Consider the following 25,115-nt stretch of genomic DNA (forward strand, 5'->3'; position numbering starts at 1 on the left):
AATCTTGTTTTGTTAATGAATTAGCTAACCAAGATCTATTGTAGAGCACGATAGAAGGGGGCATCCATATTTAACTGGTTATGGCGGCTATCGTTATCTCTTCCTGAGTGATCAATCGTTGATTGGCCAAGGTAGAGGATATCGTTATCAATTAAACCAATGCTAAATATAGTCGGAGACTGATTCCATCTCACGGTGGCTGGATTGACATTCTGAGTCTCAATATCAACAAATTGAATTGGAAAGCCATCAATACTGTAGTCGGCTTCTTGGATCACAAAGCGACTATTAAGTTGAATAGACTGGTAATCACTCGCACAGTCTCTGTCGTTTGCATCGTAGACTTTTACATAGCTCGATACATTGAACTGTGGTGATATGGTCAACATGGTAGAGTTGAAGTTAACGATAGTCTGAAACTGAAGATCGTAGACTGGAAAACACCGAGCTTCCCAAACACCAACAATGTCTTGGTTGAAGGTTGTTGCTTGAATGTTCATAGATATGATTGACGTACTCACCACTAAAAGATGTGTTTTTTTTGTTATTAATTTCATAATTATATTTGTTATTTTATTGATAGATAAATTGTATATTTTACAAATTATTGGCCCTCAATTGTATACCGTTTTTTTGAATTAAAGTTCAAAAAAAAATATTTTTTCTTTATTAATTTATTGATGATTTAGTTGTTATAAATAGTGCTTACATTGTTAATAAAAAAATGCCGCGCTGAGGGGACAGTGCGGCAAAGGCAAGGTTAATTCGCTATGGTATTCCTCTACGAGGGTACCTCCTTAAAAAAGGGGCGCGAAAACAAGAAACTATGATGATAAAAAGTTACTGAATCTTGATTGTAGTTCAATTTTTTCACTTTGTTTGAACCAATGGATTTTTCATCATTTTCCATTCGGAAATTGAGCCATCATACAAAGGAGAATTAATTCCTATTAACTTAAGTGCGATTAAAAAAATAGTACCAGCGTATCCAGAACCACATGAGGAAATAATAATCTTATGCTCGATATCATCTATCGATTGTTTAATAATATTGTTTATTTCATCATGAGACTTAAATAAACCTGTTTCCTTATCAATTAGTGATAGAAATGGTATATTTATTGCCCCTGGAATGTGTCCCGACTCGGGGTCTGTAATTTTTCCATCAAACCCCGCTTTACCTCTTGCATCCACCAACAGTACATCCTCGGAGCGCTGACTCACCTCATTGGTAGTTACTCTATACTGTGGTTGCTCTGAAACTAAAAAGGTTCCTCTACCTAGAGTTTTTACCGATGTTGAGACAGGTAAATGCTTTGCTTTCCAGTACGAGAGGCCACCATTTAGTACTTTCACGTTCTGGAATCCCCAATAGCTCATTGCCCACCAAACTCGTCCTGCTAGCATATGATGATAATCGTCATACACTACAACCAGATCGTTTTGGTTAATTCCCAAAGCAGAAAAATCTGCTTGTGCTTTCTCTTTGCCAGCGACTGATGCTTGACTTATCGGGACGTCTGTCTCGACAAAGTACTGCAACCAATCCAAAAAGTGTGCTCCTTCAATATGCTCATCTAGGTACTCTGAATAAGCATCTTGGTTGTTTTGTCCCCAACGTCCACGAACATCAAACACTTTTACATGAGACTCATTAAGTATTTCTGCTAGCTCAGTGGCAGAGATAAGCGGAGTTTCTATATTCGTACTTAGCATGAAACCTCCTACTTACTTGGATACGGAACAGCGTCAATGGCTGTTTCGTAAGCGACAAACATAATACATGCTTCGTCACTCGCACAATATCCATCATGAGCAAGGTTTCCCGGGCCATAAGCGTAGTCTCCGGCCTTGAGTATCACTCTGTTCTGGCCTACATAAGTCGTGTGAAATTCACCTTCAATGAGCACCATGTGTTCGTTAGAACTGTGGGTATGGAATGGAATCTTTGCCTTGCTAGGGAACCGAATAAAAACGTCATTATTTGGTGTTCCCAGTGCGCCATTTAGAGGCGCAACTTCACAGGGCAGAAAATCCGGACAACTCACCCACTTAAGTTTTTCATTATCGTGAGAATAGACCAAAGCTTTTTCCGTTGACTCGCTACTTAGAACACCACAACTGGTAAAAATGGACAAGAGGACAGGTAGGCTTAATAGAAGGTGTCTCTTTTTTGATTTAGTTTTCATATTGATGTCTCATATATAAGATCTAAATTAATCGTTGTTTTATATGGATTTATTTGTCAATAATGGTGAAAGTCTTACTGACAATCTTCCAGCCTGAATCCAATTTAAGTAGAGTGAGGTAATCGAAGAAATCAAACTCTTTCAATATGAGCCGTACTTTGACTAAAGCCATGTCGTTGATCACTTCTACCGCTAATATCTCGCCTATCGTTTCAGGCATATCTCCTGTTACGTATTGAACGAGCGCGTCCCGAGGTAGAAATTCTAGTGTTCCGTCTGCTCCGACTGAGTGAAGGTTGGTGCTAGAGTAGAAAGCTTTTTCTATATTTTCTTTCGCATCTTTTTTGCTCTCTACTCCAGTAATATAATAATTAACAGTATCAATAACGGCTTGTTCTTGTGCATTGTATGACATGATATTTCCTCTTATGTTGAGTGGTCTGTTTTTTATCTTGTTGATGTTTGCATTCACGCTATAAGATTTAATTGTTCTCAATCGTGGTTCGGCTTGAGTGTAACCTTGACCATTATTTGTGATAATCTACTCATTTAAGAAATGACTTTTGCAGGTGAGCAACAATGTCTATGTTCGATGGAATTCCAGAGTTTCTCGCTGTTGCTGAGACACAAGGCTTTAGTTCGGCGGCGCGGCGGCTCGGTGTTGCTACCTCCCAGATTAGTCGCAGAGTGTCGGATTTAGAGGCGAAGTTAGGGGTAGCTTTGGTGGCGAGAACAACACGCAAAGTTAAGTTGACAGAGGCTGGGCTTACTTATTACGAGTACTGTCATGATATCGTCAATCAGCTCGATCAAGCGAACGAAATTGCCACTGCGGGTCAAGGTAAACTCAATGGTACTTTGAGGGTAACAGCAGCAGGGGATTTTACTGAAACGCACATCGTTCCTGCGCTAATTGAATTCGTTGCTCAGCACTCTGAATTGGAACTGGAAATTAATCACGATACTAGGATGATTGATTTTGTTGAAGAAAATTATGACTTTGCTATTCGTTTCGGTACCTTACCGGATTCAAATTTAATCGCAAGGAAATTGTCGGATCACCCTTATGCAGCGGCAGCGAGTCCCGAATACCTCGAAAAGTTTGGCATCCCCCAGACTCCTCAAGAGCTGACAAAGCATCAATGCATCACCACCACCTATAACCGATGGACGTTTCAGCACAATAATGAAGACATTAACGTGTCGGTCAAAGGAAAAGTCAAAGCCAATAGTATCAAAACACTTATTAGTGCATGTAAATCAGGCCTAGGTATTTTGTATCTGCCACAATCAACCTTGGCTGAAAATTTTGAGGCGGGGCAGCTTGTGCCAATATTAGAGCCCTATTGGAAGTGTCGTGGTTCGACTTGGATTGTGTATTCTGATCGGAAATACTTACCAGCCCGCAGTCGCTTAGCGATAGAATTTTTGATAGCGAAATTCCGCTAGGGTTGAATATCCCAACTGTCATTCATCGATAATTAACTTAAAAAACTCTTGTATTCAGAGAGTTATATACCCAAGTGACGTCAAAATGCAGGATTCAGAGCGATGCCACAGCGTAGAGTTCAAGGAAAACAACGCAGCGTAATAGTGGGGCTCTTACCAAGTTGTTCTGCCCTTTGGACTCTAATTTGTGACAGACTTCTGAATCCCGTGTGTTGAAGGGACTTTGGTATATTTATAGTCATAACATTATAAATTTCTATAATAATTATCTTTGTATTATGAATTATTTATAACTTATTTAGTTTAAGTGTCCAAATTAAATAGAGTTATAGCTCTATGGTTGATGTGTCATATTATGAAAATGCAAACCTATTTTAACCTATACAAACTCTTAAAATTGTTTTATTTAAATTAAAATCCAATAATATCAATAGTTTAATTTATATATTTGCCATTTATAGTTTTGTGGATTTATATCACAAATTTAAATAACAAGCCTGTTGCATATATATTTTGTCATGTAAGTTTCGCTGCAGTTTTTAAGAGGAAAATAATAATGAAAATTAGCAATATATTAGCTTGCATGCTCGGTTGTCTATCTGCTTCAGCTTTTGCTGAGAGTGTTCCCGAAATTATAGATACTACGAATAGTGGTGTATTTCATAAGTTTGAGACGACTCACCAAGTACAAGAGCGAATGACACAAACAGGTTTTAACTTTCATCGATGCGGTGTTCGTTCGGTCAAACAAAGTGCGCCAATGCAGCAACAGGCTGACACACCACATAGCCAATTCCAGTGTGTGTACTCAAAGCCAGGGGCGACCGTAGGTGATGAATCTCAATTTGCATATTGGCATCTCAATGTTTTGTATAATGCAGAAAGCGGCTTATATCGTGCAGGCAACGAGTTTACCGATTTCTATACAACGAATCTGTATACGATTGAACCTGATTATATTTTGGATGCTGGTCCTCATTACTACAAAATGCGCGCGCAGCTTGAGTCTATGGGTATGACTATCGGTGATTGTAAGATCCAACAGATTCATTACTTTATGAAACCAATCGAGAATATATACCTTTCACATAGTGCATCATGCCCAACTTATAATGCTGATGGCACCATATCAGGACGTATAAGTTTGGATATTGATTATAACCGAGATAACCGTGCCTACAGTGAAAGTCAGGTAAACTTTATCTCGTTTTAAACCGAAGATATATACCCAAGTAACCTCAAGATGTTAGGTTCAGCAGCATTGCAACGATTTGAAAACCTAGTCATCTACATTGAAAATCGGTATGGGTATAAAGATGAGGCTTGCGGAAACCTGCAGCCTCATTTTTATTTTTGGGTCGCTATAGGTATTTATACGCGATCAACTGCCAATTCTTTTCACCAACAATACGAGTTAACCTTTCGATGAACCCTTGGCTAAATTGTCCATTTTCATCAAAATCTAAAAACTTAATCATGTCGTCTAGGTCACTATGTTTACTTTGTAGGGCTTTATCAAGTTCATACCAAAATGCCGCACCTTTGATTGAAAAAATAGGGTAGTACTGATGGAGATTTTTTTTAGTTACATTCTCATTAGCCTGTATCAGTCCAGTACCTGAAAGGGAAAAGTTTTTGGCAAAAGTGCGCCAATTTTCAACCGGTTTGTCCATAGCATAGCCAGTTCCGAATAAGGATTTAATGCCATAGTATTCCGCCAAGCTTTCGGCGGCCCAAACCGGGTGTTGGCGATTTTCTAGCAAATGAACGGATTCATGAGCGGCGAAGACAAGCATAGAGTGAATCGACTCATCGGTTAACATTCCACCCTGCATCGGTGTATTTACAACCACAGTATTTTTACCAATCACGCCTCTCCTTGATGTGAAATTGAAATGACTAGAGAAAAAAGCAATTTGCCAACTTGAAGAATTAGGGGCTGGGAAAATACGACTTATATAATTGAGTTGATGCTTTAAGGTCGGTTTCCAAATAGATAAATGATTCATCACCACTTTACTATCGCTTTGCACGGTAATGGTCTTATTTTTAATTTGTATGTCTTCTTTCTTTTGTCCTAATACCAGAAGCAGAGGCGGCTCCTCACTTTGGGGTAAAGGTTTACAAATACCACTAGGGGAGCAGACTGTTGCAGGGAGGTGGCCATGATGGCTTTCGAAACTGGGGAACGAGTTGTATTCGCTAATAAAAATCCATTGTTTATCAGGACTATAAGTATCAATGTGCTGCGTAGGATCGAGCCCTAGACGATCGACTTCTTGTAGAGTTAACGTCCATGTCACCTTTTCACAAAAAGTTGGTTCTTGATAATTTAACGTCTGACTGATCTTTGATGTGACGCAATACAGAGTGGGCTGATTATTACGAGTTCGAAAAGAACGAGCTGGAATAGCTTTTATACTACCAAGTAATGAGGTATCGACTTCTATCATTATTTTAGAGGGATCTTTAGGAGATATTGATAATTGATAGAATAGTAAGTCCTGAGCATTGGATAAACTGATATTAAAGTATAAAAAGATAGCTACAATATATCCATATTTTCTCATTGTCTTCCTCTTATGAATTGGAATAAATTATCATTATTTTTAATAAGTTAAATTCAAATTTTAAATATCAATTTATTCCTTAACTTATACGAGCAAATATATCAGTAGTAAGATGTGATTGTATTGAATTTTATCACAAACAAACAAATAAAATTAATATTCTATTTTTAGTCAGTTGAATGATAGATACATATAAATGATATTATTTTTCCCAAATAATAATAAGGAAAAATACAATGTACAAAATACTAGCAATGTCGGCAGCTTTGCTTGCTACTTCGGTTGCGGCTGAAGAAATCAGAATAGTCCCAGACATCAAGCGAGAACTACCCACTTATATTTCCGAACCTGATTTATATTCCGAACCCAGCTTTAATCCACTTGAGTTTGGTGAGGATTATCTGACGGGTTGGGCAGAGGCAAAGGTAAAGTTACCGGAGACATTGTCGTCCATCGAGCGAGTTTGTATTAATATATTACATGCTGAAAAACCAGATAGTTCTGCCCCTCATCCTCAATCTGGCGTTGTTATCTATACATACAAAACAAATCAAAGTGGCAATAAATTTTTTAATACAACGATTGGAGATAGGGTACAGCAAAAACGGGTCTCCGAGCATTGCTTCGATGAGTCTCCTTGGGTTTACCAAAACTGGTTAGCAGATAAAGAAATATTATTTACACCCTATAATTCGAGCGGTGCCGAGATTGAAAAGGTCGAGGTCGTCGTTCGTGGCGACCTATCGCATTCTGATGAACCTTCAGAGTACGTTTTGGAGTATTTCGATTTTATAAAGACTTCTGGAATGGGACAAGCAAGTTCATTTTTCCACAGGGACGCTATTACAGAACTACAAGCAACCTTTGTTCAAGCTCTTCGAGAAGATAAACCCAATGCGATGAGCATCAAATGGTTTACTTATGGATATGATAAGAGCCCTGAAGATATTGAATCGATGAACCCATATGATTTTATGAATCGTTTGTTGGCGATGTCAGAAAAGCCAGCCTTAAAAAGCGTAAAAATTATCAATGAATTTGGCACTGGAAGCAAAAAACATCTTGTGATTGAAAAAGTCGAGAGTGTATTTGAGGAGGATCTGACCCTTTTTGAAGTAGTGACGCTTGAGCAACGAGCTGGTCAGTGGAAATTAGAAATACCAAGACAACTGGCGATTATTCTTAATCATTAATTTTTTTCAAACTATATAACCAAGCGACTTCAAAATGCAGGATTCAAAGATTTACCTTGCCTGTAAAGCAAGCCATTCTTGCTGAATCTAGCGTTCTGAGGTTATAAGGGTATAAAGGCACTCGCTACCGGGTTTACTCAGGTATCGAGTGCTTTTTTTTTAATTGTTGGAGTAAGAGATGCGTTTATATTTGTGTACTTTTATCATTCTCTCCATAATTCCGTTACAGACAGCTATCGCTGGAACGATTGTAAAACTTACCAATAATACCAGCCAAACCATTAATACGATTATAGTGAGTGATGGACCAAATGATTTATACACACCTTTGGAATCTGTGGTGACGCCACTGAGAACGGAAAAGATCCTCAACTTGTCTCGCTATAGCAATATTGAAGCGAATCGAGAATATTGGGTTTACCTTTTTCTCGGAGAGAATTTCTATGGGTTGAAAATTCATTTGCAAGGCAGTGTGTGGGGATCGTCAATGAGTTATAATCTATTTGATCCCCAGGGCTCTGATGGTTTATCAGTTTCTGACCGAGACATTCACCACGTTTCTGATGGTGGTTTTAATTACTACCTAAAAGCGGTTTATACGGGTGGCTATGATGATTTGCATATTGTTGTCGATGATATAGAGTCAAAGATCCCGACCACAGTGGATGATGGTTTGCGTATGATGACTTATAACACATGGATGCTTCCTTATATTGGCCAAGAGAGAGATACTCGAGCTCGGTACATTGCTGAAGCAGTGAAAGGCTATGATGTGGTTTTTCTGCAAGAAGTCTTTGATCTTGGCAATGAAGATACGATTAATTTTTTGATGTCAGAAGAGTACGTCTATCGCAGTGAAAAACTTACTGCTAATGATTCCAATACTTTTGATGGTGGTGTCCTGACGTACAGTAAATATCCTATCGAATTTCAAGATCAACTTGTTTTTGAGCATTGTACAGGCACAGACTGCTCAGGGGATAAAGGTGCCGTCTACACTAAAATCAATCATTCTGGTAAAGCTTATCATTTGTTTAATATTCATCTTGGAGCTTGGAATGGCGACCAGCACCGCCAAACTCGCATGGCTCAACTGGGTGAGTTACGAGTTTTTATTTCTGCACAGCAAATAGCAGAGCATGAGCCAGTCATCGTAGGCGGCGATTTTAATATCGACCGAGAGCATTACCCCGAAGATTTTCAGCAGATGTTACGTATTTTAGACGCGTACGATCCGGGAGAATCAAGTCCTTTCAGGTATTCCAGTGATCCTTATTTAAATCACTTTAGTCTCAACAATGATTCAACGGCAATTGATCGAGAACGTTTAGACTACGTCCTGTTACTAAAATCCACCTCCCCCAAACGTTACATCAATAGTGTGTTGCCAAGAAGGGTATTTACCTCAGAGCTATGGGGTAAGTGGGAGCTATCCGATCATTTCGCCGTTGAAGCGTTGATTGAAATAGAATAAAGAGTTCAATATTAATAAAAACAGACAGAAGTAAACTAGTAAGTTCCTAAATACAAGGAGAGTATATATATGAAAATCAGAAAAACCGTTAAGGCCTTGGCGCTACTTTTCTCTACCCTGAGTTATGGAGCGCACGCCGCTCAAGATCAACGTAGCTATATACTAGCAACAGCCTCGACTGGGGGAACCTATTATCCAGTTGGAGTAGCACTAGCAACATTAAGTAAAGTGAAATTGACCACAAAACACAACTTTTCATTGTCCGCAATCAGCTCTGCTGGATCAGGTGAAAATGTAAAGCTATTAAATGATAACGAGGCTCAATTTGCTATCTTACAAGGTCTTTACGGCGCATGGGCATGGAATGGACAAGGGCCTTATAATGGTAAACAGCAAACACATTTGCGTTCAGTCTCTATGTTATGGCAGAACGTAGAACACTTTATTGTCCGTTCTGAATTAGCAAAAAGTGGTAATGTCAGTGATCTCAATAACCTCCGTGGCGAAAAGTTCTCAATAGGTAAGAAGAATTCTGGGACAGAAAACTCTGGTCGACAAATTATGAAAGGTTTGAACATCGATCCGGAACAGTTCAAATTAGCATATATGGGTTACGGAAGCAGTGCGAGTGCATTGCAAAATGGTACTATCGAAGGCATGAATACGCCAGCAGGAGTGCCAGTTGGTGCGGTAACTCAAGCATTTGCAGCTCTGGGTGAGGATATTAAGCTACTTTCTTTCACCGATGAGCAAATAAAACAAGCGAATGGTAACTACAACTTATGGACTAAATATGAGATCCCCGCAGACACTTACCCTAGCGTCAACAAGCCCATTACCACCATTGCACAACCGAACTTTCTTGCTGTGCGCGACGATGTCTCTGATGAAGACGTTTATCAGTTAACAAAAGCTATCTACGAGAACCTAACTTTCTTACAAAGCATCCATAAAGCGACGAAAGCTATGGCACTGGAAAAGGCAATCGCAGGTTTACCTGTGCCACTTCATCCGGGCGCTGCAAAATTCTATCGTGAGATGGGCATTACCATTCCTGAGCAATTGACGATCAAATAATGCATAAAACCACAAATAAAACCTATGTTAATGGGTCAAAAAATACTGGGTCGGATTAGGAGCTGTTAATGTCTGATAATTTGCAACAAGAGCTCAAGAAGTTTGAGCTCTCCACGAGAGAAGGCGTACCGTGGGTGAGAGGCACAGTAACCGTGTTGGCGGTATTACTGTCTCTATTGCATCTTTGGTTTAATACCCTGTCTACATGGTCTGAACTATGGATTTCAGCCACGCACTTTGCGGGCTTTGCTGTCATCTGTGCTTTGTGGTATCCCGCCCATTCACGTTTAATAAACAGCAAATTAGCACTAGGGCTTGATGTTTTATTGGCATTGGGTGCGTTGGCTTGCTTAATTTATCTACCCTACGCAGAACAAGCTCTTTATGAACGTGGCGTGGAATTTGTCACTAGTGATTGGTTCTTTTCGATATTAGCAATTGTTATTGTTTTAGAGCTAATACGTCGTACCATGGGCTGGTTCATTCCTTGTCTTATCCTTATATGCCTGAGCTATGTTGTGTTCTGGGGTGAGTGGGCTAGCGGGATTTTCCACTTCCCTGGCCTGAGCATGGAAACTTTATTGTATCGAAGTTTCTTTTCCTCGGAAGGTATGTTCGGTGCGATTTCACGCATCAGTTGGACATTTGTGTTTATGTTCATTTTATTCGGAGCATTTCTGGTTCGCTCTGGTGTCGGGGACTACATCATCGATGTCGCCCGAGCTGCGGCTGGTAAAGTAATAGGTGGCCCAGGGTTTATTGCAGTCATCGGTTCTGGATTGATGGGTTCGGTGTCCGGTTCGAGTGTGGCTAATACCGTTTCAACGGGCGTGATCAGTATTCCTCTGATGCAAAAAGCAGGATTTCCTGCAAGATTTGCAGCAGGAGTTGAAGCCGCGGCATCAACGGGAGGGCAATTAATGCCGCCCGTTATGGGGGCAGGGGCCTTTATTATGGCCTCATATACGCAAATACCTTATATGGATATTGTGACTCTGTCTTTGATGCCAGCACTGATTTATTTTCTATCCGTAGCGTTTTTTGTTCGTATTGAAGCTAAGCGTAGTGGTGTACAAAAAATCGAGCACACTGAAGTTTCTTTGTTAAAAGTCATTCTCTCTGGGTGGCACAATTTAATTCCGATTGTGGTTTTGGTCTTTTTACTCGTTGAAGGCTTTACGCCGACGTATGCCGCGGGAATCTCCATTCTATCTGTGATTGTTGCCTCTTGGTTTTCTAAACATCATAAAATGGGTCCCAAGGCAGTCTTTGAGGCGCTGGCTAACGGTGCGAAAAACATGGCAACGACGGCTATCTTACTGGTAGGTATTGGTCTGGTTATTAATGTCATCACCACAACGGGTATCGGTAATACCTTCTCTTTGATGATCAACAGTTGGGCTGACGGTAACCTTATGATCATGCTGATCTTGGTTGCTCTGGCCTCATTGATTCTAGGGATGGGCTTGCCTGTCACTGCGGCATACATTGTTTTGGGTACATTATCTGCGCCAGCCTTGTATAAGTTGCTGGCGGAGGGCCAACTGGTAGAGTTGATGATGCAAGGAAATCTTAATGAAGAAGCTAAGGCCATCTTTATGCTTGCCGCTCCAGATCAACTGTCTTTGTTAAATGGTCCTATCACTGAGGAGGTTGCGATGTCGCTGCTCTCTGCTGTGCCACCAGACTTTATGCCAACGCTCCTAGAGCAAAGTTTGGGCGCAGAAGTGATCGCTCTTGCTTTATTGTCTGCGCATTTAATCATATTCTGGTTGTCTCAAGACAGTAATGTTACCCCTCCCGTATGTTTGACGGCATTCGCTGCTGCGACAATCGCGCGAACGCCTCCGATGCGAACTGGCATGACGGCGTGGAAAATTGCTAAGGGTCTTTACTTAGTGCCATTGCTTATTGCTTACACTGGGCTGATCAGCTGGGATCTAGGTACTGTTATGATGACATCGGTTTTTGCGATTCTGGGGTGCTACGCCATCATCGCAGCGATGGAAGGTTACTTGGAAGGGCCATTAACTTGGCTATTAAGGCTAGTACTGGGCATGGTTGGGGTCGCACTGATTTGGCCAGATACGGGTGAAGTCTTCAAGATCATCTCGTCGGGTCTATTTATCGCGCTATTCTGGGCCAGTCGACGATTTGCTGCTTCAAAAGCAAAAAGCAATTCGTCTGATAATATAGTTAACTAACCCTAGAGACTGGCTCATATAATTGAGCCAGTCTTTGTCACCACCAATTCAGTAAACCCTGTGTTGTTATCAAACTCTCGTGCAAAGCGGTATGAGGGATAACTGAGCATTACCAACTCTGCAGTTGTATCGATAACACTATTATCGAGCAAGTGCCCACCGACCACCTCACCAGAACGTTTGGCGACCGATATATGGATATGAAGGTGCTCAGGAGATAAGGTCCCCATCAGAGAGACAATTTCTAGCGGTTCTGACAGAGACAAGGTTTCTTCTGCGCCTGCGAGGCGAATGTTGAGTGTTGACAGTGAGCCAACGCACGAAGCGATGCTGCCTGCATTCATTTTATGCTCGTGGACTAGCTCAAATATGGCTTCTTTTAGACACATCCCCGGAGCTAAACGTTTCGCAATCGGAACAACGGATAAACGGCTCACTTAATTAACCGAGTAGCTATTCGTGGAACGATTGGAACTTTTTTGGGCATTTTTTCGTTTAGGCTTAGAATCATTGAGCAGTAGCCACTTGAGTTTACCATTGGTTTCAAAGTCGTTGGCAGCACCACAGCTTATGAAGTAATCACTTACTTGAATGATCGCACCCTCGGAATAGGCGTGGTTTTGATAATAGCAGACACGTTTGGATAACTCAGTTGCATTGATACCAACGATGGCGTGATTGTTTTGTGGTAGCGTATTGGCAAGGGTGGGGAAAGACAATAAACACAGGCTCAAAGCAGTCAGTTTTCTCATAATGTTCTCCTAAATAGAACTAAATTTTCGTTGGTAACGTGGCAGCATGCTCTCGTTCCCAAGTAATCCGCCTTGGTGTACATACAACAGATGCTTGTCGGTGTTTTGCGGATACCATAATGATAAACACCGCCACATCATGGGATCATAAAGTAAATCAAATTCAACGCCAGTATCTGTACACAATTGCTGCCAAGTACGAAAGTCCTCTTCATATAGCTTGGCAAAATGGTGTTTGTTTTCAAGCTCTAATATGTGAGGAAAGTCAGACTCTCTCAGTGCCATAAACTGTTCAATCAGATATTGTTTACCTCCGACACATGGACAGGTTAGCACTTCGATGGCAGCAGGTTTAAGGAACTTATGTAAATATAGGGCTGTAGTTCCAGTTCCGGAAGGGAGTGCGACGGCAACAGGTTGGGCTACATTTTGACTTGCCCAATCGATGATTTCTTGGGCTAACCGCCGGACCCCTGACATAGCTTCTTCACTGTGTCCTCCTTCTGGAATGACCAAGGTATGACTTTGGGTCTGACGTGGCTCGCGAAAATGTTCCTCTAGTACTTTGTCGTAGTCATTGGTCTCAATGATTTGAGCACCAAGTTCGAGTGCCCCTCTATAGTTGCCCATCGGATGATTTTTCAGCCAGGTTGGAATACGTTCAACATAGAATTTAAGTTGCCAACCTTTGAGTTTTGCTAGCGCAGCCATAGAGTACAAAGAGTTGGACTGTACGCCACCTTGGCTCATCAATGTCGTGATCTCTGGTTGCTCCAGTTCGAGCCATGCGGATAGCTTACGCGCTTTATTACCGCTGAATTGATGGTGCAGCAGATCATCTCGCTTGAGAGAGAAGGGAATATCACCAAATGTGTGTGCAGTGACAGGAGTATTCGATAGCTTCATTTCGTTGTATTTCTTAGCACCAAGGTTCAAGTGCCAGGCTGAGTCAGAGTAGAAATTCGGATACTCGAAATTGTAACAAGCGTGATAAAAAAAGCCCAGAGCAAAGGGGCTCTGGGCGGATACAAATAAACATAGGAGTTAATAAAAAGCAGTGGTGGTAAGTATGCGTATTACGTCAATAAGCATAATCAGCATACTTACCACGATGTATATGACTAGCGATTTCTCTAACAGTTCAAAAAAAATTATTTTTTTTTTGAATTTCTTATTTCTGTTTCTTTTTAGACAGTTAGTTGCATCTTTTTTGATCTGGTCAGACCAATCTTTAAAAATGTGATGTTAATAACTTGTTGCTTTGCCGTTTCGGTTGTATATTTCAAACAGTTGTTTAATACGAGTGATTGAAATGGCAAGTGTGAACCCAACGAAAGAAAAAATCCTTGATGTTGCGGAAGGATTGTTTGCAGAGCATGGTTTCAAAGATACTTCTCTGCGTACTATCACAGGTAAAGCCGGGGTTAATTTGGCGTCTGTGAATTATCACTTTGGTGATAAAAAAACGTTGGTTAGGGCCGTTTTGAATCGTTATCTCGAGGCATTTATGCCGGCCGTACAGGATGCTTTGGTTAATCTCAATCTTAACTCTAGCTATGACATGGCGGATGTTTTTGAGTCGTTGCGTGGTCCGTTGCGTAACCTCAATGACGTAAGGCCAAACGGAACCAATCGCTTTATGTTATTGATTGGACGTGGCTATACGGATGTGCAAGGGCATTTACGTTGGTTTATAACCACGCGTTATTCTGAAGCACTGTCGCTATTCACCCAGTCGGTGATGAAAGCCAACCCAAAACTTTCCCAAGAAGAATTGTTCTGGCGGCTGCACTTTACGCTCGGTACTTGCGTATTCACTATGGCTTCGAGCCAAGCTTTGATTGAGATTGCAGAGAATGATTACGAAAGAACAATAGATTCTAAATCTGTTGTTGATCAACTTATACCGTTTTTAGCCGCAGGTGTGGCAGCGGATTAAACTTACCGTAAAACAATAAAAATATCGGAATAACAAAGTGAACAAAAGGATCGGATTATGAGCTCTCTAAGAAGAAAATGGGTCAGCGACCCGGCTTTCAAATTTTTTAAGAAAGTGCTTCCGCCGCTGTCTAGCACCGAAAAAGAGGCAATGGAAGCTGGTAGCGTATGGTGGGACGGAGAAATATTCTCAGGTCGTCCGGACTTTTCTAAGTTACATCATTATCCAAAACCGACATTAACCTCTGAAGAGCAGGCGTTCATTGATAATGAATTAGAAACCTTGCTGGCTATGTTAGATGATCACAAAATCGTTAAAGAGGATCGTGATTTGCCGAAAGAGGTTTGGGATTTCTTGCGCAAAGAGCGTTTTTTCTCTTTGATTATCTCCAAAGAATACGGTGGTCGTGAATTCTCTGCACTAGCGAATTCTACCATAGTTACTAAACTGGCAACGCGCAGTATTAGTGCGGCGGTTTCTGTTATGGTACCAAACTCTCTTGGCCCGGGTGAGCTCCTCTCACACTATGGCACTCAAGAGCAAAAAGATTACTGGTTGCCGCGTCTTGCTAACGGCACTGACATTCCGTGTTTTGCACTTACTGGTCCAGAAGCCGGTTCTGATGCTGGCGGCATTCCTGACGAAGGGATTGTTTGTTACGGTGAGCACGAGGGCAAAGAAGTACTGGGCGTTCGTCTAACTTGGAACAAACGCTATATCACTCTTGCACCTGTTGCCACTGTGCTTGGTCTGGCCTTTAAGATGTACGACCCTGAAGGCTTGATGGGTGATGAAAAAGATCTCGGCATTACCTGTGCACTGATCCCTGCTGACCATAAAGGTGTGGAAATTGGCGAGCGTCATGATCCACTTGGACTGGCATTCATGAATGGCCCAACACGAGGCCAAGATGTGTTTATCCCCATGGACTGGTTAATTGGTGGACAAGAGTACGCAGGTAAAGGCTGGCGTATGCTGGTTGAGTGTCTGTCTGCTGGGCGTGGTATTTCACTTCCTGCCCTTGGTACCGCCATGGGTCACTTAACTGCTCGTACTACGGGAGCCTATGCGTATGTACGTAAACAGTTTGGTATGTCAATTGGTAAGTTTGAAGGGATTGCAGAATCGCTTGGCCGCATCGGTGGCCTAACTTATCTACTAGAGGCGAGCCGTACGCTTACAACAACTTCGTTGGATTTGAAAGAAAAGCCAGGGATTGTTACTGCGATTGCTAAGTATCACATGACCGAGCTTGCACGTACAATCTTGAATGACTCTATGGACATTCATGCAGGCCGTGCTATCCAAGATGGCCCAATGAACTATTTAGCTGCGCCTTATCTTGGTATTCCGGTTGCGATTACCGTTGAAGGTGCCAATATCCTAACTCGAAACCTAATGATCTTTGGTCAGGGTGCAACGCGCTGTCATCCATATGTTCTCAAAGAGATGGAAGCGGCGGCGAACCCAGATCAAGAGCAGGGCGCTAAAGAGTTTGATGACTTACTGTTTAAACACATCAAACACGCGGTTACTAATACCTTCAGCGCATTTGGAGCTGCATTAACTGGGTCGCGTTTTATCAAAGCAGACATGAGTGGCTCAACTCAACAATACTACAAAGACATGACTCGCCTTAGCCGTGCTCTGGCGGTAAGTTCAGACATTGCGATGGCAACGCTTGGCGGTGACCTTAAGCGTAAAGAGATGATTTCAGCGCGTCTTGGTGATGTACTTGCTTTCCTTTACATGGGCTCAGCGGTACTCAAGAAGTACGAAGATGAAGGCCGTCAGCAACAAGACCTTGATTATGTCCATTACGCAATGCAACACTGTCTGCATTATGCGGCACAAGCGCTACAAGATACGTTTAGTAACTACCCACAAAAAGCGGTTGGTGTGCTCATGAAGGGGCTTATCTTCCCACTGGGTAACCACTTTGCGAAGCCAAGCGATGACTTGACGGTTAAATTGGCAGAAAGTCTGATGACCCCTGGTGCGCACCGCGATCGTCTAACTCATCTCTGCTACGTTGGAGAAGGTGAGGATGACAGTGTTGGCTTGATGGATAGAGCCTTCTTGGCAATGTACGAAATCCAAGGTCTTGAACGTAAAATGCTCAAAGCTGCGAAAGACGGCAAAGTTGCTCGTAAGGGACTGCTTGCTGATAGATTGAAGCAAGCACTTGAAGCCGATGTTCTGTCTCAAGAAGAAGTGGATAAGATTCTGGCGGCAGATCAGCTACGTTACAAGGCAATCCAAGTTGACCACTTTAGCCATGATATGAAAGAAGTTCGTACTCATGGTAAAGGGAAAAAAAGTAAGAAGAAGCTAACGAGCGCCGCTTAAGCGAGCTAACGGCTTTAAATAAGGCACCCATTGGGTGCCTTTCTTTTTGCTACAGATCTCTTTCAGGAGTGTAAGTGCTCCAACCACTTACATTTTCCAGCGATTTTGAAATAAATATGGTGCGATTTTGAGTTGAACCTTTTATCCTAGCGAGGTTTTTTAAAGGAAGCCGAATATGATCATCAAACCTAAAATTCGTGGATTTATCTGTACAACAACGCACCCAATGGGTTGTGAAGCTAATGTCAAAGAGCAAATTGCTTACACTAAAGCACAAGGTCCTATTCAGGATGCACCTAAGCGTGTTCTTGTTGTTGGTGCATCGAGTGGCTATGGTTTGTCCTCTCGTATTGCTGCGGCATTCGGTGGTGGTGCTTCTACCATTGGTGTCTTCTTTGAAAAAGAAGGAACAGAGAAAAAGCCGGGTACAGCAGGCTTTTACAACTCGGTTGCATTTGAAAAGCTAGCAAGAGAAGAGGGGCTTTATGCGAAGAGCCTTAATGGCGACGCTTTTTCAAATGAGGCAAAAGAGAAAACAATCGAGCTAATCAAGGAAGACCTTGGTCAAATTGATATGGTGGTTTACTCGCTGGCTTCTCCAGTACGTAAAATGCCAGAAACTGGCGAGTTGGTGCGTTCATCACTAAAGCCGATCGGAGAGACTTACACTGCGACCGCGGTTGATACCAATAAAGACATCATCATCGAAGCGAGCGTTGAGCCAGCAACAGAAGAAGAAATTGCTGACACGGTAACTGTGATGGGTGGTGAAGATTGGGAATTGTGGATCCAAGCCCTATCAGAAGCCGGTGTTCTTGCTGACGGCTGTAAGACAGTTGCCTACAGCTACATTGGTACAGAGCTTACATGGCCAATCTACTGGGATGGTGCATTAGGTCGCGCAAAAATGGATCTAGATCGTGCGGCGGCGGCGTTGAATGACAAGCTGTCTCAGTCTGGTGGTAGCGCAAATGTAGCGGTCTTGAAGTCGGTCGTGACTCAAGCAAGTTCTGCGATCCCTGTAATGCCTCTATACATTGCGATGGTATTTAAGAAAATGCGCCAAGAAGGTGTTCATGAAGGTTGTATGGAACAAATTTTCCGTATGTTCAGTCAGCGCTTGTACAAAGAAGATGGCAGCGCACCAGAAGTCGATGAGAAGAATCGTCTTCGCCTTGATGATTGGGAACTGCGTGAAGACATTCAGCAACACTGTCGTGACCTATGGCCTCAAGTTACTTCAGAGAATCTTAAAGAGCTAACCGATTACGTTGAATACAAAGAAGAGTTCCTAAAACTGTTCGGCTTTGGCGTTGAAGGCGTGGATTACGAAGCGGATATTAATCCAAACTTTGTTCATGATTTCATCCAAATCTAAGTATTGATGATAAAAGAAATCCGGCCAATGAGCCGGATTTTTTTATTTAAATGTTGACCAAATAGGCGCGTGGTCTGAGGGCTTTTCAATCCCGCGCAATTCGTAATCGATATCCGATTCGGTGCACTTTTCTGCTAGCTTAGGGGTAGCCAATACCACATCTATGCGCAGTCCACGATTGTCATCAAAACCGCGTGAGCGGTAGTCAAACCACGAGAATCGATCTTCAACTTCTGGGTGAATTTGACGGAAGGTATCGACCAGCCCCCAATCAAGTAAGGTTTTTAGCCACTCTCGCTCTTCAGGCTGGAATGAACATTTGCCTGTTTTTAGCCAGCGCTTACGATTTGGCTCACCAATGCCAATGTCTGCATCGATTGGACTGATGTTGATGTCGCCCATGACGATAAGCTGCTCATCATTGGTGTGATGGTCGTTAAGGTATGTCATCAAGTCTTTATAGAACTGACGCTTATAAGGGTATTTGGTCTCGTGTTCTATGTTGTCGCCTTGTGGAAAATATCCATTAAGTACCGTGACTTTCTCACCGTTATCGTCTTCCATGGTGACCATGATCATACGTTTTTGGTGATCGTCATTGTCCGTTGGAAACCCTTTTTGTACTGAAATCGGCTCTTTCTTACACAGCATGGCAACACCATAGTGCGCTTTTTGACCATGGAAGTAGACTTTGTAGCCCATGGCTTCAACGTCCTCAAGTGGGAAGGCCTCATCATGGACTTTGATTTCTTGTAGGCCAATAACATCCGGCTGATGTTTATCAATGACAGCTTGTAACTGGTGAAGGCGGGCACGTAGGCCATTTATATTAAACGAGATGACTTTCATCAAGCGAAATCCTATCAGGAAGTTTTTGATGAGGTTATCTTAAAGGGTTTGGATGCTGGGTGAAATCCTTAATTGACCTTGACCAAGAAAAAATCGCGGGTTGTGTGGTGAAACAGAGGACTTAGAACAATTTGAATTAGTGTGTTACCTAAATTGTGCCAAGCTGTTTATGACTCAGGTAACACATAATCTCAGGGTTTGAATAAATCAAAACCTGAGTACAAATATTTTAATTTTGTATGAGTCGATATCTATCAAGGGCTTCTTTTGCAATAAGCTCGTGTACTGAAGTCGTTGGATGGGTCACGTCCCAGAAAACATATTTATCAGAACCCGTTTCCATACAGTCTTGGGTTAATTTATTATGATGCAAATAGAAGGTTGAAGAGTCTGCTTTGAGATCTATGAGACATGCACTGCTCGAATTTTCAAAGCCGAAGCTAGTAGGATTATCTACCAAATCATCCATAAGCTCATCAACAGCAAGGAGCATAATATTCACTCCATCAGTTACATAGTGCTCTGTGTGTTGTATTAAGAATTTATTGAGTTCTTTGATATCTTTGGCTAATTTCTCTCTGAATTCAGCTGTCGCATTTTTAAATTGCGGAGCTCTGGAAACGTCGGGCAATATCATCACAATAATACTTTTTGCACCATTTTCGGTTAGCTTGGTTAAGGCTCTGCTTAAGTCTGCTTTGATTTTATAGACATCTCTTCTGTAGATCATTAAATCATTCAAACCGAATTCAAGTGTAAAAAGAGTATGCTCTGGATCGTAATTCTTAGCTTTTTTCATATAAGAGACATAGGAGTCGATTTGGGAAGAAACCCCTTTCAACTCCTTGTACTGATCAGAACCAGCAGCTCCTCCAATAGCCCAGTTATACAAGGGAACCTCCATATTCACAGCAAGATATTCTGTCCAGACAAAACCATTTGAAAAATTTCCACCAAACCAAGAATTGGAGTTAGGGAAAAGCCACTGTGAGGCATTGTATAGGTTGCCAGTGTCGGATAGGCTATCGCCGAAGGCGACAATACGATTAAAAGATTTAGTGCTATCTTCTTTATCGTTTGTCCAAATCGTATGGTTGTACGATCCTCTGTGATCAGAGGCGTAGAAACGGATATCGGCATGTTCATACCCGCGCACTTTATCTTCGAGGGTACTTTGACAAGCTTCTCGTATTTCTTCTTGAGTTGTGTTGGTGTAAAACATATTTTTGGGGCTATATGAAGAGCGCCAGTACCCTTCTAGACGAAAGTATTTACCCTTTTCATTCAATGCCCATTTCCACTTAGTTTTGGGTTTTTCTAAGCTGTCAGATGCCCGATACCAGCATCTTACGTATGTCGTCGTTGTGTTGATTGTTTTAGCGCCTCCTTTTTTCTTTTGTTCAACGTTAATATTTTTGATATCGATAACTTCGATGCCTTGCTCGTTCAAACTTACGGCTTCTTGATCATCGCCTTTATTAAAAGGCTCTGATTCATGAAAATCTGCATAGGACATTGGCATATAAAAACAGCCAACAACGAGGTGAGAGAGTTTTACTAGAGTCCATTTCATAACTAACACCTACCCAAGGCTTTTCCATAAGCAAGGCGAATCAATTTTCGCACTATTGATTAGTTAAGAGTTAGACATAGCTATTGTCAAATGCGGGATCAGGAGAGCATGGAGTCGTCTTGTGAAATCATTTATCTAAGGCAGATATTTAGAATACATAACTAATACGTGTTTTTTTGGGAGGGGTGCTCTAACCACTCTCAGGAGTGTTTTAAGTTTTGTGTAGAACGTTATTCGATATGATAGTTGGTACTGATATTGCCAATTAATAAGCTTCAGGAATTTTGATTGCTATCAACTCTTGGATTAATTGCGCAGTTTGTACTTATTTAGCTCTCCAAAAACTTTCATCGATTATCCCTATTAATTCTATTGATGTTTCCCATTAAACAAAGTTACTCATTGAAGATATTATGTTTTTTCGGGCAGAAAAGGGCTTCTGAATATCTATTGGCCAGGTTAATAGATAATCATGCATTGGAGAGCAACCATGCAGATGTCAAAAATATCTTTATTCATTACAGTTGGCGTGTTTAGCGCATCAATACAAGCACAAACTCTTACGAGAGACAATGGCGCACCGGTAGGAGACAATCAAAACTCTACCGTTGCTGGAGAAAACGGTAGCGTATTATTACAAGACGTTCACCTTATTCAGAAGCTACAACGCTTTGCCAGAGAGCGTATCCCAGAGCGTGTGGTTCATGCACGAGGTACAGGAGCTCACGGTGAGTTTGTTGCCTCTGATGACTTCAGTGAATTGACCGCATCGGCCCCTTTTAGTAAAAGTGGTAAAGTGACGCCGGTGTTTGTTCGCTTTTCGACAGTGGTTCACTCGAAGGGCTCCCCTGAAACACTGCGTGACCCACGTGGCTTTGCCACCAAGTTCTATACCGAGCAGGGCAACTGGGATCTAGTGGGTAACAACTTACCTGTATTCTTTATCCGCGACTCGATTAAATTTCCTGATATGGTGCACTCTCTCAAACCTTCACCAGTGACTAATGTGCAGGATCCCAACCGCTTTTTTGACTTTTTTAGTCATGAACCGGGGTCAACCAATATGTTGACTTGGGTGTATAGTAATTTAGGCACGCCAGCCAGTTATCGCACCATGAATGGCTTTGGTGTCCATGCGTATAAATGGTACAACACTCAAGGTGATGTTAATTATGTAAAGTTTGAGTGGAAGAGCCAGCAGGGTATTGAAAGCCTCGGTCCTGATCAAGTGGTTAAAGTGCAAAGCCAGGACTTCAATCATCTGACCAACGACTTATATACCGAAATTCGCCGTGGTAATTACCCTAAATGGGATTTACACGTAAAGGTGTTGTCACCAGAACAACTCCATAAGCTTGACTACAACGGCCTTGATGCAACCAAAGTTTGGCTCGATGTGCCTGATATGAAGGTTGGCACTATGACGCTTAACCGCATTCCTGAGAACTTCTTTTTAGAGACCGAGCAGTCAGCCTTTGCGCCGTCAAACTTAATTCCAGGTATTGAGCCGTCGGAAGATCGCTTGCTGCAAGGCCGTTTGTTTGCTTATGCGGATACTCAGTTACATCGCTTAAGTGCAAACTTATTTCAACTGCCGGTGAATAAGCCGCTCGCAACAGTGAATAATCACAACCAAAATGGCTTAAGCAATAATGCGATAAAGGCGAATGGAGATGTCAATTATGAGCCGAGTCGCCAACTCGACTTGTCTGAGGATGCTCAATTTAAGGCGCTTCAAACTCCTTTGTCTGGCACCGTGCTCCAAAAGGCGATTAGCAACCCTCGTGATTACTATCAAGCCGGGGTTTTCTATCGCAGCATGAGTGCTCAAGATAAAAGTGATTTGATTGTAAACTTGGCTGGTGACTTAAACAAAGTTATCGATAAAGACATCAAGGAAACCATGGTCAGTTTTTTCTATAGAGCGGACAAAGACTATGGGACGCGCCTTGCCAAGGCGACCAATACTGACCTTAACAGTGTTAAAAATAAAGCAATGATGTAGGAATAAAGCTTGGCCTGTGGGAGGTGTATCTGCTCTTTTCTGCCCGAAAAACAGGGTTCCCTCAGGCCATTTTCACAGGAGAAGTCAATGAAAATAATCCTACTTTGGGGCCTTTCTATTATCCTATCGTTTAACTTATTGGCAGCAGAAACCCAGATTGAGAAGGAGTACCAAGATTTGGTAGAGCTCTTTTTTGATGCGGCGCGGATGGGTAATAACGAGGTACTTGAGACATTTGTTTCACAAGGCTTTCCCATTGACCAACGTAACAACCAAAGTTATACCGCTTTGATGGTGGCGGCTTATGGTGGCAAAGAGGAAAGTGTAAGTTTGCTGCTAGATTTGGGCGCCAATGCATGTTTGCAAGATAAACGCGGCAACACAGCGTTAATGGGTGCATTGATTAAGCGAGAAGTCGCCATAGCTAAAGATCTCTATCAAGCCGATTGCTCACCAGAGCTGCGAAATAAAGCGGGCCTGAACTTAGCAGAATTTGCGAAAATTTACGGTCAATCTGAGGTTTTGCAGTCTTTGACAAATTAATCTTCCAGACAATTCAGGGCACACATGACAGGTTGTTATGGTGCCCTAATACGAAAGCAATGTGATAACGAGAGATGCTTGTAGCGTTGATCGTGTTGGTGAAGTTGTTAGCTGCTTGTTGTTAGTGCCAGTTTTGAACCAAAAGCAATAAACACCGTTCCTGTAACTGAATTTAACCAAGTTTTTAGTCTAGTGTTATTGGTCACTTTTTTAACTTTTGAAAGAACCAGAATCACCATGGTGAACCATAAAAAGTTAACAATTGAGTGTGCAGTAACCAGTGTATAGGCACTTAAAGCACTCTCAGTATTAGACATAAATTGAGGAAAAGCGGCTAAATAAAACATGGAAACTTTGGGATTTAATACGTTCGTTATTAATCCTTCCGAGAACGCTACGCGAAGTGAAACAATTTGGTTATTTCCTGTTGTTACTTTAGGTTGTACTGGACTTTTTTGAAATGCATTAATTATCGATTTTACACCAAGAAAAATTAAATAAGCTGCTCCTAACATTTTAAATATGAAAAATGCTTGAGAAGACTTAACTAAGAGTATCGAAATACCAAAAATTGATAATGTTCCATGAATATAAAATGCAAAAACAAATCCCCAAATGTTAGCGAATCCCGCTTTACGTCCTGAAATAGGTACAGTTTTAGCAATCAGTAGTCCATTGGGACCCGGCGAGATAACTAACAATGCAGCGACAGCTATAAAAGTTAAAATAGTATTTATACCCAAGTAACCTCAAGATGCTAGGTTCAGCGAGAGTGGAATGCTTTACAGGCAAGGCAACGATTTGAAAATCTAGTCATCTAAATTGAAAATCGTTAACGACGCATGTAAGGCAAGACAACTCGCCCTTTGGGAGCGTGCCACAGTGCCGATTTCATCGTCAAACAACTTGGTAAGAGTCGACTATTCCGCTGCGTTATTTTCCTTGAACTCAACACTGTGGCATCGCTCTGAATCCTGCATTTTGAAGTCACTTGGGTATACATCCATATTTGTATTCTTTTGTGCTCCAAATAGCCACTAAAACGACTGTGTATATTTTTGCTCAGATAATGCCAGCTTTATTTTTTTGATTCAATATTAGATCAGAAAAGCCGGCGTAATTAATACAATTACGCCGGTGTAACGAAATGAGCTTAAGTTAAGTCAGGACTCTTTTTATTTGGTGAAGATTTCTCGTGTTTGAATTTCTACTGATGAGTCGGATGTTACTCGTATCGATTGAACACCGCCCGGAAAGTAAACCGTCATTTCACCATTATATACATTGTAAGATGAGGCTTCTCCTAGATCACTCTCAATATCATAGACCACGCGATCCATCCCATATTCATTGGTTACACATCTGGCGCTTATATTGACAAACCTTTTCTCATCGGCTGATGACCAAGAACCTTCAAGAGGAGAGTGAGAACAAAGCGCGAAAGTATGTGTAGAAAATAGAGATGCGAGTAGAACAGACGTCAGTATTGTTTTATTTTTCATAATAATCACCAATAGGCATGCAAAAAAGCAAAACTAACATATTAAATTTATTTCATATATGGCTTTTCT

At 41.6% G+C, this 25,115-nt stretch carries 23 protein-coding genes; 11 read left to right on the plus strand and 12 right to left on the minus strand.

Going from position 1 to position 25,115, the window contains the following annotated elements; all coding sequences use genetic code 11:
* Positions 1–35: 35 nt before the first annotated feature.
* From RH40_RS00180 to RH40_RS00195, 4 genes are all read right to left on the minus strand, one after another.
* Positions 36–557 (minus strand): hypothetical protein, encoded by a 522-nt coding sequence (locus RH40_RS00180; protein ID WP_139056825.1) that lies wholly within the window; start codon positions 555–557, stop codon positions 36–38.
* Between the two features lie 313 nt (positions 558–870).
* Positions 871–1,716: a sulfurtransferase gene (locus tag RH40_RS00185; RefSeq protein ID WP_009599207.1), complete on the minus strand. Its 846-nt coding sequence runs from the start codon at positions 1,714–1,716 to the stop codon at positions 871–873.
* 8 nt (positions 1,717–1,724) lie between these two features.
* On the minus strand, positions 1,725–2,189 hold the full coding sequence (locus RH40_RS00190) for a cupin domain-containing protein (RefSeq protein WP_009599208.1): 465 nt from the start codon (positions 2,187–2,189) through the stop codon (positions 1,725–1,727).
* 49 nt (positions 2,190–2,238) lie between these two features.
* Positions 2,239–2,604: a nuclear transport factor 2 family protein gene (locus tag RH40_RS00195; protein ID WP_009599209.1), complete on the minus strand. Its 366-nt coding sequence runs from the start codon at positions 2,602–2,604 to the stop codon at positions 2,239–2,241.
* A 164-nt stretch (positions 2,605–2,768) separates the two neighbouring features.
* On the opposite strand from RH40_RS00195, the gene RH40_RS00200 reads away from it, so the two are divergent.
* Both RH40_RS00200 and RH40_RS00205 read left to right on the plus strand, forming a co-directional pair.
* On the plus strand, positions 2,769–3,638 hold the full coding sequence (locus RH40_RS00200; RefSeq protein ID WP_009599210.1) for a LysR family transcriptional regulator: 870 nt from the start codon (positions 2,769–2,771) through the stop codon (positions 3,636–3,638).
* A gap of 556 nt (positions 3,639–4,194) precedes the next feature.
* A complete protein-coding gene (locus RH40_RS00205; protein WP_009599211.1) occupies positions 4,195–4,851 on the plus strand; it encodes a hypothetical protein in 657 nt (218 codons plus the stop codon).
* 148 nt (positions 4,852–4,999) lie between these two features.
* Here RH40_RS00205 and RH40_RS00210 read toward each other — a convergent pair whose 3' ends face one another.
* Positions 5,000–6,208 carry a hypothetical protein gene (locus tag RH40_RS00210; RefSeq protein WP_009599212.1) on the minus strand — a complete coding sequence of 403 codons (1,209 nt, stop codon included), beginning with the start codon at positions 6,206–6,208 and terminating at the stop codon, positions 5,000–5,002.
* A 236-nt stretch (positions 6,209–6,444) separates the two neighbouring features.
* Here RH40_RS00210 and RH40_RS00215 point away from each other — a divergent pair, with 236 nt between their 5' ends.
* The 4 genes from RH40_RS00215 to RH40_RS00230 all read left to right on the plus strand — a co-directional run bounded on the left by RH40_RS00215 (position 6,445) and on the right by RH40_RS00230 (position 12,156).
* A complete protein-coding gene (locus RH40_RS00215) occupies positions 6,445–7,401 on the plus strand; it encodes a hypothetical protein (RefSeq protein ID WP_009599213.1) in 957 nt (318 codons plus the stop codon).
* Positions 7,402–7,579: 178 nt separating this feature from the next.
* Positions 7,580–8,875 carry a sphingomyelin phosphodiesterase gene (locus RH40_RS00220; protein ID WP_009599214.1) on the plus strand — a complete coding sequence of 432 codons (1,296 nt, stop codon included), beginning with the start codon at positions 7,580–7,582 and terminating at the stop codon, positions 8,873–8,875.
* A gap of 69 nt (positions 8,876–8,944) precedes the next feature.
* Entirely contained in the window at positions 8,945–9,952 is a 1,008-nt protein-coding gene (locus tag RH40_RS00225) for a TAXI family TRAP transporter solute-binding subunit (RefSeq protein WP_009599215.1), read from the plus strand.
* Between the two features lie 68 nt (positions 9,953–10,020).
* Positions 10,021–12,156 (plus strand): TRAP transporter permease, encoded by a 2,136-nt coding sequence (locus RH40_RS00230; RefSeq protein WP_009599216.1) that lies wholly within the window; start codon positions 10,021–10,023, stop codon positions 12,154–12,156.
* A gap of 14 nt (positions 12,157–12,170) precedes the next feature.
* On the opposite strand, the gene RH40_RS00235 is transcribed toward RH40_RS00230, so the two are convergent.
* From RH40_RS00235 to RH40_RS00245, 3 genes are read right to left on the minus strand one after another with little or no spacing between them, the layout of a single operon-like run.
* Positions 12,171–12,593, minus strand: coding sequence for a PPC domain-containing DNA-binding protein (locus tag RH40_RS00235; RefSeq protein ID WP_009599217.1), 423 nt, complete (start codon positions 12,591–12,593; stop codon positions 12,171–12,173).
* Positions 12,594–12,908, minus strand: coding sequence for a DUF1496 domain-containing protein (locus tag RH40_RS00240; protein WP_009599218.1), 315 nt, complete (start codon positions 12,906–12,908; stop codon positions 12,594–12,596). It lies immediately after the preceding gene.
* Between the two features lie 9 nt (positions 12,909–12,917).
* Complete coding sequence (locus tag RH40_RS00245) at positions 12,918–13,814, minus strand: pyridoxal-phosphate dependent enzyme (protein WP_009599219.1); 897 nt, start codon at positions 13,812–13,814, stop codon at positions 12,918–12,920.
* Positions 13,815–14,220: 406 nt separating this feature from the next.
* Here RH40_RS00245 and psrA point away from each other — a divergent pair, with 406 nt between their 5' ends.
* The 3 genes from psrA (at position 14,221) to fabV (ending at position 18,574) form a co-directional block, all read left to right on the plus strand.
* Positions 14,221–14,847 (plus strand): TetR family transcriptional repressor PsrA, encoded by a 627-nt coding sequence (gene psrA / locus RH40_RS00250; protein ID WP_009599220.1) that lies wholly within the window; start codon positions 14,221–14,223, stop codon positions 14,845–14,847.
* Positions 14,848–14,904: 57 nt separating this feature from the next.
* On the plus strand, positions 14,905–17,196 hold the full coding sequence (locus RH40_RS00255; protein ID WP_009599221.1) for an acyl-CoA dehydrogenase: 2,292 nt from the start codon (positions 14,905–14,907) through the stop codon (positions 17,194–17,196).
* 175 nt (positions 17,197–17,371) lie between these two features.
* A complete protein-coding gene (gene fabV, locus RH40_RS00260; RefSeq protein ID WP_009599222.1) occupies positions 17,372–18,574 on the plus strand; it encodes an enoyl-ACP reductase FabV in 1,203 nt (400 codons plus the stop codon).
* Positions 18,575–18,616: 42 nt separating this feature from the next.
* On the opposite strand, the gene xthA is transcribed toward fabV, so the two are convergent.
* Both xthA and RH40_RS00270 read right to left on the minus strand, forming a co-directional pair.
* Complete coding sequence (gene xthA / locus RH40_RS00265; RefSeq protein WP_009599223.1) at positions 18,617–19,423, minus strand: exodeoxyribonuclease III; 807 nt, start codon at positions 19,421–19,423, stop codon at positions 18,617–18,619.
* Positions 19,424–19,652: 229 nt separating this feature from the next.
* Entirely contained in the window at positions 19,653–20,996 is a 1,344-nt protein-coding gene (locus tag RH40_RS00270) for an SGNH/GDSL hydrolase family protein (protein WP_009599224.1), read from the minus strand.
* 490 nt (positions 20,997–21,486) lie between these two features.
* Here RH40_RS00270 and katE1 point away from each other — a divergent pair, with 490 nt between their 5' ends.
* Positions 21,487–23,001 (plus strand): catalase KatE1, encoded by a 1,515-nt coding sequence (gene katE1 / locus RH40_RS00275; RefSeq protein WP_009599225.1) that lies wholly within the window; start codon positions 21,487–21,489, stop codon positions 22,999–23,001.
* A gap of 87 nt (positions 23,002–23,088) precedes the next feature.
* The gene (locus tag RH40_RS00280) at positions 23,089–23,544 is read left to right on the plus strand and encodes an ankyrin repeat domain-containing protein (protein ID WP_009599226.1); all 456 of its coding nucleotides are present in this window, start codon (positions 23,089–23,091) and stop codon (positions 23,542–23,544) included.
* 107 nt (positions 23,545–23,651) lie between these two features.
* Here the strand turns inward: RH40_RS00280 and RH40_RS00285 are convergent, their stop codons facing one another.
* Complete coding sequence (locus tag RH40_RS00285; protein ID WP_009599227.1) at positions 23,652–24,287, minus strand: LysE family translocator; 636 nt, start codon at positions 24,285–24,287, stop codon at positions 23,652–23,654.
* Positions 24,288–24,719: 432 nt separating this feature from the next.
* Positions 24,720–25,046, minus strand: coding sequence for a hypothetical protein (locus tag RH40_RS00290; protein ID WP_009599228.1), 327 nt, complete (start codon positions 25,044–25,046; stop codon positions 24,720–24,722).
* Positions 25,047–25,115 lie beyond the last annotated feature (69 nt).

It is taken from the genome of Vibrio caribbeanicus ATCC BAA-2122, from assembly GCF_000165125.1.
In the GTDB taxonomy this organism is placed as follows: Bacteria; Pseudomonadota; Gammaproteobacteria; order Enterobacterales; family Vibrionaceae; genus Vibrio; species Vibrio caribbeanicus.

Bases quoted from the DNA above. Each gene is read 5' to 3' on its own strand.
- RH40_RS00180 (WP_139056825.1), bottom strand. From the start codon at position 557: ATGAAATTAATAACAAAAAAAACACATCTTTTAGTGGTGAGTACGTCA.
- RH40_RS00185 (WP_009599207.1), bottom strand. From the start codon at position 1,716: ATGCTAAGTACGAATATAGAAACTCCGCTTATCTCTGCCACTGAGCTA.
- RH40_RS00190 (WP_009599208.1), bottom strand. From the start codon at position 2,189: ATGAAAACTAAATCAAAAAAGAGACACCTTCTATTAAGCCTACCTGTC.
- RH40_RS00195 (WP_009599209.1), bottom strand. From the start codon at position 2,604: ATGTCATACAATGCACAAGAACAAGCCGTTATTGATACTGTTAATTAT.
- RH40_RS00200 (WP_009599210.1), top strand. From the start codon at position 2,769: ATGTCTATGTTCGATGGAATTCCAGAGTTTCTCGCTGTTGCTGAGACA.
- RH40_RS00205 (WP_009599211.1), top strand. From the start codon at position 4,195: ATGAAAATTAGCAATATATTAGCTTGCATGCTCGGTTGTCTATCTGCT.
- RH40_RS00210 (WP_009599212.1), bottom strand. From the start codon at position 6,208: ATGAGAAAATATGGATATATTGTAGCTATCTTTTTATACTTTAATATC.
- RH40_RS00215 (WP_009599213.1), top strand. From the start codon at position 6,445: ATGTACAAAATACTAGCAATGTCGGCAGCTTTGCTTGCTACTTCGGTT.
- RH40_RS00220 (WP_009599214.1), top strand. From the start codon at position 7,580: ATGCGTTTATATTTGTGTACTTTTATCATTCTCTCCATAATTCCGTTA.
- RH40_RS00225 (WP_009599215.1), top strand. From the start codon at position 8,945: ATGAAAATCAGAAAAACCGTTAAGGCCTTGGCGCTACTTTTCTCTACC.
- RH40_RS00230 (WP_009599216.1), top strand. From the start codon at position 10,021: ATGTCTGATAATTTGCAACAAGAGCTCAAGAAGTTTGAGCTCTCCACG.
- RH40_RS00240 (WP_009599218.1), bottom strand. From the start codon at position 12,908: ATGAGAAAACTGACTGCTTTGAGCCTGTGTTTATTGTCTTTCCCCACC.
- RH40_RS00245 (WP_009599219.1), bottom strand. From the start codon at position 13,814: ATGAAGCTATCGAATACTCCTGTCACTGCACACACATTTGGTGATATT.
- psrA (WP_009599220.1), top strand. From the start codon at position 14,221: ATGGCAAGTGTGAACCCAACGAAAGAAAAAATCCTTGATGTTGCGGAA.
- RH40_RS00255 (WP_009599221.1), top strand. From the start codon at position 14,905: ATGAGCTCTCTAAGAAGAAAATGGGTCAGCGACCCGGCTTTCAAATTT.
- fabV (WP_009599222.1), top strand. From the start codon at position 17,372: ATGATCATCAAACCTAAAATTCGTGGATTTATCTGTACAACAACGCAC.
- xthA (WP_009599223.1), bottom strand. From the start codon at position 19,423: ATGAAAGTCATCTCGTTTAATATAAATGGCCTACGTGCCCGCCTTCAC.
- RH40_RS00270 (WP_009599224.1), bottom strand. From the start codon at position 20,996: ATGAAATGGACTCTAGTAAAACTCTCTCACCTCGTTGTTGGCTGTTTT.
- katE1 (WP_009599225.1), top strand. From the start codon at position 21,487: ATGCAGATGTCAAAAATATCTTTATTCATTACAGTTGGCGTGTTTAGC.
- RH40_RS00280 (WP_009599226.1), top strand. From the start codon at position 23,089: ATGAAAATAATCCTACTTTGGGGCCTTTCTATTATCCTATCGTTTAAC.
- RH40_RS00290 (WP_009599228.1), bottom strand. From the start codon at position 25,046: ATGAAAAATAAAACAATACTGACGTCTGTTCTACTCGCATCTCTATTT.